Here is a 12,071-nt window from a genome sequence, read left to right on the forward strand (position 1 = left end):
TTTATTGAGTTTGTAAGATATCATATGGAGGGTGAGTGTAAAACGTTCCTTCCTCATCGAGAAATTCATACGTCACACTCCCGTCGGTATCTGTACGATACACCTTCATTTGCTGATCCTTTAATTTTTTCAAGACTTCCTGATGTGGATGCTGATAACGATTGCGTTCACCTGCTGAAATGAGTGCATGTGAGGGCTTGAGATGCTGAAGCCATTCTTCGCTTGTTGACCCTTTACTCCCGTGATGTCCAACCTTTAAGATATCTGCCCGCAGATGAGGAAAGGCTTCTATAATGTCTCGCTCCCCTTCTTGTTCAAGGTCTCCAGTGAGCATAAACCGCTTCCCGCCTAGAGTACATGTCAAAACAAGCGAATCATTATTCTTAGTTGTCACTCGATTGCGAGACGGATGAAGAACGTCAAATATTTGCTCTCCAATCTGAAGCTGATCTCCTCTCTCTAATTCATCAATCATGATCCCTTGATCAGCTGCTTCTTTTAACAGCTCCGCATCCTCTGGACTCCGTGCAAAGCCTTTTGGAATGGCCAGCCGCTTTACTTTATTTCGCTTGATTAAACGAACTGCTTCTCCCATATGGTCTTGATCCGCATGCGTCAGAATAAGGACATCAAGTTTCGATATTCCTTTAGAATGCAAAAACGGGATCAGCGTTTGATCACCGATCGTAGACACTTTTCGTCTTTTTTTCCATGGTTCTTCTTCAAAAGAAAGCCTGCCTCCCGTGTCCACAAGCAGGTGCCCCTTTCGATAGGGTAGCTGAATAAACAAACTATCCCCCTGTCCTACATCCAGCATCGTCACTTCCCCTTTTTCGAAAAAATTCGGGGTGAAATAGTGTGCACTCAAGATACCAATGAGAAAAAGGAGCGGCACAGCATAGGACTTCACAGAAGTTTTGCACTCCATCACAACTAACAGAACAATTAAGGCACTCACCTCAAGAACAATATGCCACCAAGTTGACTTCATAAAAATCAAGTTGAATCCATCAAAATCAGCCATATAGGCTGACAATTGATGACTAAGCTGGATCACCGAATCAAGAAGTTGAAACAATGTTTGTCCAAGCGGAAGATAAACGATCGTCAAAAGAAAAAAGAGTAAGGATAGTGGCATGACGATCGTCGTATAAAAAGGAACAAATATCATGTTCAAAGGAACGCTCAGTAAAGAGAATTGATGAAAATGATATAAAAGAACAGGGAGCGAAGCAAGCTGTGCAATAAAGGAAATCAGGAATAATTGCATGACCGAACTTTTTGCTTTTGATAAAATCCTAGACGATAACAAAATAAAAAACGTCACCACGAAGGAAAGCTGAAATCCGATATCAAATAAATAAAGAGGATGGATCGCTAATAAGAGTAAAAACGTTGCACTTAATACCACAGCAGAAGGCTGTTTCAATTCTTTTGGCAGACTAGTCATCACTAAATAGATTCCTGCCATGAGACAAGCTCTTAAAACAGATGGTGCAGCACCTGTCAAACAAGCATAAACAGGAAGAAAGCATAATAGAAGAATACGTGCTGTCTCTCTTGTCACACCCACACGAAGGAGACACCAAAATAAACATGCAAGAAGCGCTTGCACATGCAGTCCTGAGATCGCTAGTAAATGAATAATGCCGAGCATTTGATAATCTCTTAATGTGTCAGGTTCTATCAACTCACGATCGCCAAAAATAAGTGCCTGCACAATGCCAACAGAGTGTTTTGGCACATGTTCCTCTAAAAATGTCAAACCCTTTTGCCTCATCGCTTGAAGATAGTAGGAAGAACCGCCTTTTTTTGTACAGTTTTTGATCGACTGTGGCAGGAAAATAGCTGCAATGCCTTTTGTTTTTAAAAATTGATCGTATTGAAATCCGTTAGGAATGGTTGCGTGTTTTGCTGGGCGAACATCACCTGTCATGTGACAGCTCATACCAGGTTCTACCTCTTTTAATGCCTCCTTTTCACGCTCTGTTTGAATTGTATAAAATGTGGCTAGTCGTTCATGGTCTGTCGATACAGTCGCTGAAAAACGATTGCCATCTGTTTTCGGAATGCTTTCAATCACAACGGAACCAGATAGGAATTTTTCTTGTACGGGCAGCTCCGTTTCAAGAGACTCATGAACCATAAAAATGAGTATATAGACAGCCCCGCATAGGCTGACCATTAAAAAAAGCTGGGACATTTTTTTCAGTAGGCTGAGAAGTAATATGATAAGAAGAAAGAGAAGGAAATACATATGAAGATGATATGCAGCAAGAGCAATTCCAACAGCTGCTGAAATTGCCCCAAACGGCAAATATTTAAACATAGGAAGTAAATAATTGATTCGCCTTCTCATGCATATCGCGAATTTCTGTTTCGCTAAGTCCTGATTCACTCAGCTTCCCAATTAAATCTGCAACAAAGGCCAATTTTTCTTGATTTTTTAAGTCGATGATCATTTCATCTAATTCAACTTGCTCTGTTTGAACACCCGCCTGCTCGAATAAATCAACGGCATATGGATGATTTTTATAATCCTTTGCATAGTACACTGTCCGTATACCCGCTTGAATGATGGCTTTACAGCACTGTAAACAAGGAAAATGTGTGACATATATTTCAGCATCAGCTGTAGGTGCTCCAAATTTGGCACATTGTAAAATAGCATTCATTTCCGCATGGATGGTGCGAACACAGTGATGATCAATGACATAGCACCCTACATCCGCACAATGAACATCACCGGCAATGGAGCCATTATACCCCCCTGCAATGATGCGCTTGTCCCTTACGATGGTCGCCCCAACAGCTAACCGCTCACAGGTGCTTCGTAAAGCAAGCAAATGGCTTTGTGCCATAAAATATTGATTCCATGAAATTCTTTCCACGAGCTGATCCCTCCAGAATGATGGTTGATATTAAGTGTACATGCCTTTCTTCTATACCGTCAATTCTACTTCACGGTCAATTGACTTTTCAGCCGTTCAATCGTCTTTTCCCCAAAACCTGAAATGTTCCGCAAGTCTTCAATTTGTTGAAAATCTCCGTGTTCCTCTCTATAGGTAATAATAGCTTCGGCTTTAGCTGGTCCTATGCCGTTAATGGTTTGCAATTCGGATGCATCGGCCTGATTGACATTTACCCCCTCACTCTTTTCAACGTCCGTTGATGCGTCATCTGATGCTGTTTGCGTCTCTCTTTCCGCTTCCCCCTGCTTCCGAACATAAATCATCATACTATCCTCTAATTTTGCTGCTTGGTTGATTTCAATCGAGTCTGCTTTGCTAGTAAAGCCTCCTGCCCTTCGAATCGCTTCTTCTACCCGAGCATCAGATTGAAACGTATAAACACCTGGCTTTCTTACAGCTCCTTTGACTTCTACAAAAATCGTCGATGGCTCTTTTTCTGTCTTTTCTTGTTTGTCTTCTAATGTGACTTGTATGTCTTTATCTCCCTTCAATACATTTGGTTCTCTGCTGCCCTCCCCTTTTCCAATGAAAAAGAAGAGACCGATGATCATCAAAACCATGAGCCCAGCTGCAATATAAAGACTGTATTTTTTTAATGGAATGAGTCGTTTCACTTACTCACGCTTCTTTCGATCATATTTTTCTACTGCTCAACATACTGTTTAGAAGATAACAGATCCTATGCGTCTAAGGAGGGAGAACGTTTGAATATAGGGTTAATCGGTACAGGAAACATGGGTACCATACTTACTGAGGCATTTATTGAATCAAAGGCAGTCAATCCCTCATCGATCACCATTACAAACCGAACCATTGAAAAAGCGTTCAATATAAAAAAGAACCATCCAGAGCTTGAAGTAACGAAACAGCTTTCAGGGGCTGTCACGAATAAAGATTTCATTTTTGTTTGTGTCAAACCACTTGATATTTATCCACTTTTAAAAGAGCTGAGTCCTCTTTTAACGGAGCAGCAAACCATTGTCATCATTACAAGTCCGGTTCATCCTGAACAGCTTCAGGATATCGTTCCTTGTCAAACAGCCAGGCTGATTCCAAGCATTACAAACCGCGCTTTATCAGGCGCATCACTTTTAACTTTTGGTTCATCATGCAATGCCGTGACGAAAACAGCGTTAAGACAGTTAGCTTCGTGCATTTCAACACCAATCGAGATCCATCATTCGATTACAAGAGCGGCTTCCGATATTGTCAGCTGCGGTCCTGCTTTTATCAGTTTTCTCGTTCAGAAGATGATTGAAGCGGCCGTAGAAGAAACGGATATTTCTAAAGAAGAAGCCACCACCTTAGCAGAAGATATGCTGGTTGGACTTGGCCGTTTGATTGAAAAAAGAGTCTATACCCTTCCGACACTGCAAGACAAAGTATGTGTGAAAGGCGGGGTCACTGGTGAAGGCATTAAAGCACTTGAAGCAGGTGTGCAAGATATGTTTCACCGCCTCTTTCAAAACACCCATGAAAAATTCGATGAAGATCTTGAAGCAGTTGCGCATCAATATCCACCAAGTGTGTTCACTGATGATCGCAGAAATTAATCATCTTTGCAACAAGCGAAAAAAGGGTTTTAAAAAACCATCGTTCTATTAAACGATGGTTTTTGGTTTCTTAGCTGAGATGAAATATCTTTCGGCAAATTCACCGGGGGCTTCATTTGTAAAATCAGCGGTCACTTCTATTTGTTCAAAACCAGCGGACTTAAGGAACGCTGCATATGTTTCAAATGGAAATGTGCGCTGTTCATGCGTCTCATCATAACGCTGATACATGTCTCCATCTTTTACAAAAAAGCTTAAATCATGAATCACCGAATACATGTCATCCCCTTTATCGCTCTGCCAAATATAGCTAATCTCTTCATCTTGATCTGCAAAAGTCGATCCCGGGAATACCTCTTCCATTTTATAAGGCGTATGAACATCAAAAAGTAAAACCCCATCTTCCTCTAAAAGCTGAAACATGTTTTTAAAGGTTTTTTTGACGTCATTTTCGTTTTTTAAGTAATTCAAGGAATCACAGCAAATAACTGCTGCCTGGAAGGCTTGCTCAAAGCCCGTAACCTCTCTCATATCTTGATGTAGAAATTGAATCGACTGCTTTTTCGCCTGGGCTTTTTGCTGCGCGAATGCCAGCATTTCTTCACTGAGGTCAATTCCTGTGACCTTGTGGCCCTTTTCAGCTAACCGAAGAGAAATCTCTCCAGTTCCACAGCCTACATCGATGATGGCAGCATTCGGCTTCATATACTGCTGGATCCATTGAACCCATTCATCATAAGGTGCATGTGTCATGAGCTCGTCATACACACCTGCAAACCCTTGATAAATCATGAGTTAATGCCAAGTGAAAGCGTTTCTCTCGGCGCATCTCCCCAAAGCTTTTCTAGATTGTAATATCCTCTTTCTTCTTTGTGGAACACATGGGCAATGACATCTCCTAGGTCAATCAATACCCATCTTGCTTCATCAAAGCCTTCCATCTTCTTTACTTCAATTCCACTTTCCTCTGCAAGATGTTTTACTTCTCTTGCAATGGCTTGCACTTGTTTATCAGAATTCCCGTGACAAATGAGAAAATAATCTGCAACAAGTGAGATTCCTTGCATATTAAGGGCAATAATATCCTCAGCCCGTTTATCATCGCATGCTCCTGCTGCGACGTTTAAAATTGATGATGAATCCATCCAAAATTCCTCCTTAGTTGTTCTTATGCACAAGCGAGTTGTAAGTAGCAAGCGTATCTGGAAAGACTGGCTGATTCTTTTTCATTAGAAAACTGATGGTGTTTTTTAATGATTGGATCAGTGCACGATCTAGATCATGTTCTGCTAACTCCCTTACTTCTTCGACACCAGGGAAATGTCGTCCTGGTTCTATATAATCTGCGACATAAATGACTTTTTCAAGTAAAGTCATGTCTGGTCTGCCGGAAGTATGAAATTCAATGGCTGTTAACACATCGTGATCATCAATTCCAGCTTCTTTTTTGACCAAATAGGCACCAACCGGGGCGTGCCAAAGCTCGGGCGAATATTCAAGCAATAAAGGGTTCATCTTCTCTTGCTCGATAATCCCCTTCATTTCTTCCTTTGGTCTAAATTTCGCATAATCATGAAAAATAGCGGCGATCTCTGCTTTTTTCACATCAGCACCGAACCGTTCCGCTAATGAAATGGCTGTTTCCATGACTCCAAGTGTATGTGTATATCTATGCTCTGTTAACTGCTCTTTGACACAGTTCAATGCTTCTTCACGATTCATATAAATGATGCTCCTTTATATAACGCTCAACAGCTTTCGGAATCAAATAATCAACAGGTTTTCCCTGCTCTATTCGCTGCCTAATCAATGTCGATGATACATCAAAAGCTGGAACATCTGCAAATAAAAGTGGATATGCCGTACTTCCAACGTAACCCGGTCTTTTCATCCCAATAAAGGTGATCATTTGAAGCAAGTCATCGATCCGATGCCATTTTGGCAAATACTCGACCATGTCCGCTCCTATCATAAAAAAGAACTGATCTTCTGGATGACGCTTCTTTAACAGATTGACTGTATCTACCGTATAAGAAGGACCCTCCCGCTCCATTTCAATGAGCTCGAGCTGAAAATACGGATTTGACTGAATCGCCGCCTCCACCATGTTTATCCGGTGATGACTATCTGCTCGTTTCCGTCCTGTTTTATGAGGAGGCATATGGTTTGGGATAAACCAAATTTCATCAAGCCCAACTTGAATCCGCACCTCACTTGCCATCAGCAAATGCCCATTATGGGGAGGATCAAACGTACCGCCGAACAACCCTATTTTTTTCATATCGCATCCACCTTTACGGCAGCTTAATTTGTTTATTTTCCTTAGATTCTTTGTAAAGGACAATCACATTTCCGATCGTTTGAACGAGTTCAGCCTTTGCACCTTTTACAAGTGCTTTCGCAACTTCTGTTTTGTCCTCATCGCAATTTTGCAATACGCTGACCTTTAATAGTTCTCTTGCTTCAAGCGCCTCGGAAATTTGCTTGACCATATTGTCATTTACCCCGCCTTTTCCAACTTGAAAAATAGGTGATAAATGATGTGCTTGTGCACGTAAAAAACGTTTTTGCTTACCTTTTAACATGGTGTTCCTCCTAATTTCTCTATGACAATTGACTTCATTTTTCCGGCGTCAGGCGTAATGCCGGTCCACAGTTCAAAGGCTCTTACTGCTTGTCCAACAAACATGCCAACCCCATCCACTGTTTTCAAGCCTAAACCTGCTGCTTCACTAAGCAGTTTTGTTTCTATTGGATTATACACAATATCACAAACGACCGCTGTTTTTTTTGCGTTCGCTAAAGAAATCGGGGTTTCTTCAACATTCGGATACATGCCGATCGAGGTCGTATGGATGATGACATCATATTCCCCAAGTTGCTCTTCTGCTGTATTTAATGTGATTGCATGAGATGTGATTTTCCCCTCTGCACTTTCAATTAAAGCTTCAGCTTTTTCAATGGTGCGGTTCGTAATATCAAAGCTCTTCGGTGCATACTGAGCAATTGTCGTATAAATCGCTCTTGCCGCTCCGCCAGCACCAATCAAGAGAAATGACAGCTCTGATAACGGCTGATCCAGGGCTTCAAGCAATGAATGAAGAAAGCCTTCTCCATCTGTATTGTACCCAACGAGCTGATCTCCTTCGAGCCGCACCGTATTGACGGCACCGAGGCGTTCAGCTGTTACATCAATTTTGTCAAGGTACTTCATGATTTCTACCTTGTGCGGAACAGTGACGTTAATGCCGCTGATTCCTAACGCTTTCATGCCGCTAATCGCATCTTTCAGGTCATCATTTTCTACTTGAAAGCCATGATAATGTCCATCAATTCCAGCATCCTTTAGTGCAGCATTATGAATATCCGGAGACATTGAGTGGCCAACAGGGTTACCGATTACTCCGTATAAAGGTTTCAAGGTCTCTCCCCCTTTGAACATTTAAATTAACGAACGTCTCATAAACACATGAACGCCTTTTGGCGCATAAACTTTGATTTGCTTGTCCGCATCATTTGCAGTGACCCAGCCTAAACCTGAAAAGACAATGTCCATTTTTGGCTGATCAATGGTAAAGGTATGCGGAACGAGCGGCGGGAAATCTGCCATTCCCTCTTTTGATGGCGGCGACAGCAGTTCTCCTGCATGTTTTTCATATAAATCATCTGCGTTCTCCAGCTTTGTACGGTGAATGTTCAGCTCATTTGGCATATAGCAGACAAATGACGTTCTGCCGCCTTTTACGTAATCAAATCGAGCCAGTCCGCCAAAATAAAGCGTTTGTGCTTCATTTAATTGGAACGTTCTCGGTTTCAATTCTTTTTTCGGCGTTAAAATCTTCAAGTCATTTTTACTGACATAGTGTGCCATTTGATGTCGGTTGATGATGCCCGGCGTATCGAATAAAGCAGACCCGTCATCAAGCGGAATTTCAATCGCATCAAGTGTAGTACCTGGATATTGGGAGGTAGTAATGACATTCTCTTCTCCAGATACTTCTTTGATGATTCGATTGATAAATGTTGATTTCCCAACATTCGTACAGCCGACAACATAGACATTTCTTCCCTCGCGGTAATGATCAATCGCTTCCATCACCTCAGGTACGCCCTGGCCTCTGCTTGCACTAATTAAGAAAACATCAATAGGGTTTAATCCGTTTTCCTTTGCTTCCCGTTTCATCCAATGAATCAGACGATCTTTTTTCACGGATTTCGGTAAAATATCCACTTTGTTGCCGACAAGTAAAATCGGATTACCACCGACAATACGGCTCAGTCCATTGATCCAGCTTCCGTTAAAGTCAAAAATATCAACGACCTTCACAATGAGAGAATCTGTTTCTCCAATGCTGTGCAATATATTTAAAAAGTCGTCTTCTGTTAAAGAAACATCTTGAATCTCATTGTAGTTCTTTAACCTAAAACAGCGCTGACAGATCACATCTTCTTTCAATAGAGATGCTGCCGGCGCATATCCTAATTGATCTTTATCTTCCGTCTGAATGGCTACACCGCAGCCAATACAAACAACCTTTTCCATTATTACTCTTCCTCCCACTGAATGTGGCCCTTACGCTTTAAGGCTCCTAAAATTCTGCGTTCAATCTGCCTGTTAAACTTTGTGAAAAATCCGTCCGAGGCAGCAACAGGAACGACCAAAATCGTATGGAAGCCATGACGATTCCCGCCAAGAACATCTGTCATGAGCTGATCCCCAATGACAACCACATCTTCTTTTTTCAATTGCATATCAGCGACTGCCTTATTAAAGGCTCTTCCCATAGGCTTTCTCGCTTTATAGATAAACGGGATATGAACCGGTTCAGAAAAAAGCTTGACCCTTTTTTCATTATTGTTCGATACAATCGTCACTTGTATCCCGTGATCTTTCATTTCTTGAAACCACTCAATTAAGCGCGGTGTCGCACTTGGACGGTCCCATTCTACTAGTGTGTTATCTAGATCAGTAATAATTCCTTTTACATTTCGTTCTTTTAATTTTTGCGGTGAAATGTGGAAAATACTTTTCACAAATTCATCCGGTAAGAAATACTTCTTTAGCACAATTTGCACCCTTTCTTCCATTGGTTTTTAGCGATTGTGTCGAATCAAATCACAATTTGTCTGTCTATCGAATACAATGAAAAAGTTTTCGACATATGATGAGGACCTTCAACAGGTGTGGATAATTTTACACACATTATCCACCTATATTTCATCACGCTTTCATTCAATTATAAACACTCTACCCACAAGTTATCCACTTAACCATGTGGATAACAGAACGATTGTTCTTGTTTCCCATTCATGGTAGATTAAAGGTACTTCAAAGACAGTCGATCAACCTATGATGATATGTCTTTTCCTCAAATTTTATGCCAACTTTTTCAGGGGAGGTGTTTTTCCCATCATATGGGTTTCTAGTATGAAAAAGCTGTCAGATGATTTACTTATAGAATCGTATTATAAAGCAAATGAAATGAACTTAAATCGCGACTTCATTGAATTAATTGAGACAGAAATGAAAAGACGTTCGCTCGGGCATATGCTCTCTGTTTCCTCTTAATTCCATATCACAGGAACCATGCCTCCCGAGCACTCTCCTTTTTTAAACTCAGGTGACTGATATTATATCACTTGCGCTATATGCTTACTACTATTTTCCGTAAAAAACACCCCTTCTGATAAAAGAAGAGGTGTCTTAATTGCAAGGCTGTTCATTCCAAAACCATAACCCTCCGCCTACGACTAAAATGACCACAAGGAACACAACAAGAAAAGCGTAACCGATTCCTGCTCCTTGTGCTGGATAAGGCGAACACGCAGGGTAAGGATAAGGACATCCCCACATATCAGTTACCTCCTTCTAGGAAGATATACTGTTAGACTATGCTGGATGGATGGTCTTGTTTAGGCAGATGGCCATCATTTAAAAATGTTTGATGACATCACGCTCTTTGATTTCGTTATAAATAATTCTCGCCCCTTTTGGTGTCATATGATTGCCAGAAGGGTCGATCAAGCCTGACTGAATCAGGGCATGATCACTATCTTCACCAGCTTCTCGGATGAAAGCTTTCCAGTTGTCGACAAGCGGCACCTGCTCATCCTTCGCTACTTCTCTCGTGATGTCATTATAAGAGTTTTGCCAAGCTCTTGCCCCGCCTCTCCCGGCAAAATAAGATGACTTATATCTAGAGTAATAATACAAGCCCTTTTTCCCGCCTTCTACAACAGGCACACAGGTCATGAGAATCGGGGTAATGCCTTCTTTTCTACTTTCAGAAATGAAGTAGGATAAATTTTCTTTAAACCTTTTTTTCGTCACTCGAGGATGTTTCCCGTCTAAAATCGCCGCATCATTCGTACCGAACATGATGAGAACGTAAGTTGGTTTCTGTTTTAAAATATCCTGCTTAAAGCGCAGTTTCGCGTCTTCAGTCGTCTGCCCGCCAATGCCTGCATTCTTCACTTGAATTTGGCCGCGCTCGACGTTTTTCATGAGATTCACCCATTTTTCAGATGTTGGATAATCTCGAAAGTCCCAGTTTGATCCTCTTGTATTACTGTCACCAAATGCAATGACGCTTTCTTGTACTGGCTTTGAGCACCCGGCAGCAACACATAATAGGATAAAAAGGAAAACATACTTCTTCACAACATTCACCTCCAAAAGCCCTCTTCATATAGTAAACGACAAGACTTTTGGTTTCAATGAATGACTGTTTTTAACGAATGATTACTATTGCAGTTGAACTGGCATATATGCTTTGTCATGGTGCAGCAGCTCACTTACTTTTACAAATTCATAGCCTCTCTTTTTTAATTCAGGAATCACCTGCTTTAATGCTTCTACCGTTTGCTTGCGATTTCCGCCGCCATCATGTAAAAGGATGATATCGCCGCCTTGAATATGATCAATAATTCGGCTTGCAATTTTATGTGCGCCTGGTCTTGACCAGTCCTTCGGATCTTGCGTAAAGGACCACATGACCACATCGTACCCTTGCTTTGACAGAATGCGGAATGATTTCATTGTTAAGCGTCCACCAGGAGGGCGAAATAATAAGGGACCGCCAGGCTGGAGTGAAGCGATATGAGCCGCTGATTCTTTTAATTCCCGCTTGATCTCCTTTGACGACAACAGGTCAAAATACGTATGATTCATCGTATGATTGCCGAGTTCATTCCCTTCGTCCACAATCCGTTCTGCGATCATCGGATATGCATGGATTCGGCTCCCTATCACAAAAAAGCTCGCATTCACTTGATGCTCCTTCAGCACATCCAATATTTGATTTGTATACACTGGGTGAGGTCCATCATCAAAGGTGATTGCAATCTTTTTCCGTTCCGCTCTCATGTCCCAAAAGGCACGTCCCGTTTTTTCAAGATCGACTCGTTTTAATGTACGTGCCTCTACTTTATTAGGAACAAAAGCACATAGCAGCCATATACACATTAAGATATGCAGCCCTTTCATTCGACCGCCTCCTCCACCGAACATCATTACCAATTAAATTGCCCGCTTTCTCATCAATTC

Annotated in this window: 16 protein-coding genes; 2 read left to right on the forward strand and 14 right to left on the reverse strand. The window is 41.5% G+C overall.

The features are described from left to right. Nucleotide 1 precedes the first annotated feature (1 nt). From NST59_RS11730 to NST59_RS11740, 3 genes are all read right to left on the reverse strand, one after another. Nucleotides 2-2,329: a DNA internalization-related competence protein ComEC/Rec2 gene (locus tag NST59_RS11730; RefSeq protein ID WP_341041016.1), complete on the reverse strand. Its 2,328-nt coding sequence runs from the start codon at nt 2,327-2,329 to the stop codon at nt 2-4. Then, on the reverse strand, nt 2,322-2,891 hold the full coding sequence (locus NST59_RS11735; protein WP_039180075.1) for a ComE operon protein 2: 570 nt from the start codon (nt 2,889-2,891) through the stop codon (nt 2,322-2,324). Before NST59_RS11735 ends, NST59_RS11730 begins: the two co-directional genes overlap by 8 nt. Nucleotides 2,892-2,956: 65 nt before the next feature. After that, a complete protein-coding gene (locus NST59_RS11740) occupies nt 2,957-3,586 on the reverse strand; it encodes a helix-hairpin-helix domain-containing protein (RefSeq protein WP_268465703.1) in 630 nt (209 codons plus the stop codon). Nucleotides 3,587-3,676: 90 nt separating this feature from the next. On the opposite strand from NST59_RS11740, the gene comER reads away from it, so the two are divergent. Then, a complete protein-coding gene (comER, locus tag NST59_RS11745; RefSeq protein WP_059374586.1) occupies nt 3,677-4,525 on the forward strand; it encodes a late competence protein ComER in 849 nt (282 codons plus the stop codon). 48 nt (nt 4,526-4,573) lie between these two features. Here comER and NST59_RS11750 read toward each other — a convergent pair whose 3' ends face one another. Genes NST59_RS11750 through NST59_RS11785 form a run of 8 tightly spaced genes read right to left on the reverse strand, consistent with a single transcriptional unit; the run spans nt 4,574 to nt 9,592 of the window. Beyond that, entirely contained in the window at nt 4,574-5,317 is a 744-nt protein-coding gene (locus tag NST59_RS11750; RefSeq protein WP_126681566.1) for a class I SAM-dependent DNA methyltransferase, read from the reverse strand. After that, entirely contained in the window at nt 5,314-5,670 is a 357-nt protein-coding gene (gene rsfS / locus NST59_RS11755) for a ribosome silencing factor (protein ID WP_003217467.1), read from the reverse strand. Before rsfS ends, NST59_RS11750 begins: the two co-directional genes overlap by 4 nt. Nucleotides 5,671-5,683: 13 nt before the next feature. After that, complete coding sequence (gene yqeK / locus NST59_RS11760; RefSeq protein ID WP_048238932.1) at nt 5,684-6,247, reverse strand: bis(5'-nucleosyl)-tetraphosphatase (symmetrical) YqeK; 564 nt, start codon at nt 6,245-6,247, stop codon at nt 5,684-5,686. Continuing rightward, on the reverse strand, nt 6,237-6,806 hold the full coding sequence (locus NST59_RS11765; RefSeq protein ID WP_058839048.1) for a nicotinate-nucleotide adenylyltransferase: 570 nt from the start codon (nt 6,804-6,806) through the stop codon (nt 6,237-6,239). The genes yqeK and NST59_RS11765 overlap by 11 nt, the downstream gene beginning before the upstream one ends. Nucleotides 6,807-6,819: 13 nt before the next feature. Then, a complete protein-coding gene (gene yhbY, locus NST59_RS11770; RefSeq protein WP_008342507.1) occupies nt 6,820-7,110 on the reverse strand; it encodes a ribosome assembly RNA-binding protein YhbY in 291 nt (96 codons plus the stop codon). After that, a complete protein-coding gene (gene aroE, locus NST59_RS11775; protein WP_039180084.1) occupies nt 7,104-7,946 on the reverse strand; it encodes a shikimate dehydrogenase in 843 nt (280 codons plus the stop codon). Before aroE ends, yhbY begins: the two co-directional genes overlap by 7 nt. 21 nt (nt 7,947-7,967) lie before the next feature. Further along, nucleotides 7,968-9,068 (reverse strand): ribosome biogenesis GTPase YqeH, encoded by a 1,101-nt coding sequence (gene yqeH, locus NST59_RS11780; RefSeq protein ID WP_341040621.1) that lies wholly within the window; start codon nt 9,066-9,068, stop codon nt 7,968-7,970. 2 nt (nt 9,069-9,070) lie between these two features. Continuing rightward, on the reverse strand, nt 9,071-9,592 hold the full coding sequence (locus NST59_RS11785) for a YqeG family HAD IIIA-type phosphatase (protein ID WP_008356191.1): 522 nt from the start codon (nt 9,590-9,592) through the stop codon (nt 9,071-9,073). A 361-nt stretch (nt 9,593-9,953) separates the two neighbouring features. Here NST59_RS11785 and NST59_RS11790 point away from each other — a divergent pair, with 361 nt between their 5' ends. Then, nucleotides 9,954-10,094, forward strand: a complete 141-nt coding sequence (locus NST59_RS11790) for a sporulation histidine kinase inhibitor Sda (RefSeq protein ID WP_003217327.1) — start codon at nt 9,954-9,956, stop codon at nt 10,092-10,094. A gap of 135 nt (nt 10,095-10,229) precedes the next feature. Here NST59_RS11790 and NST59_RS11795 read toward each other — a convergent pair whose 3' ends face one another. The 3 genes from NST59_RS11795 to NST59_RS11805 all read right to left on the reverse strand — a co-directional run bounded on the left by NST59_RS11795 (nt 10,230) and on the right by NST59_RS11805 (nt 12,011). Then, nucleotides 10,230-10,379: a hypothetical protein gene (locus tag NST59_RS11795; RefSeq protein WP_162842499.1), complete on the reverse strand. Its 150-nt coding sequence runs from the start codon at nt 10,377-10,379 to the stop codon at nt 10,230-10,232. A 78-nt stretch (nt 10,380-10,457) separates the two neighbouring features. Further along, complete coding sequence (locus tag NST59_RS11800; protein WP_257218397.1) at nt 10,458-11,186, reverse strand: SGNH/GDSL hydrolase family protein; 729 nt, start codon at nt 11,184-11,186, stop codon at nt 10,458-10,460. Nucleotides 11,187-11,270: 84 nt separating this feature from the next. Further along, on the reverse strand, nt 11,271-12,011 hold the full coding sequence (locus NST59_RS11805; RefSeq protein WP_047201930.1) for a polysaccharide deacetylase family protein: 741 nt from the start codon (nt 12,009-12,011) through the stop codon (nt 11,271-11,273). Nucleotides 12,012-12,071: the final 60 nt, after the last annotated feature.

It is taken from the genome of Bacillus sp. FSL R5-0439, assembly GCF_038008805.1.
In the GTDB taxonomy this organism is placed as follows: Bacteria; Bacillota; Bacilli; order Bacillales; family Bacillaceae; genus Bacillus; species Bacillus safensis.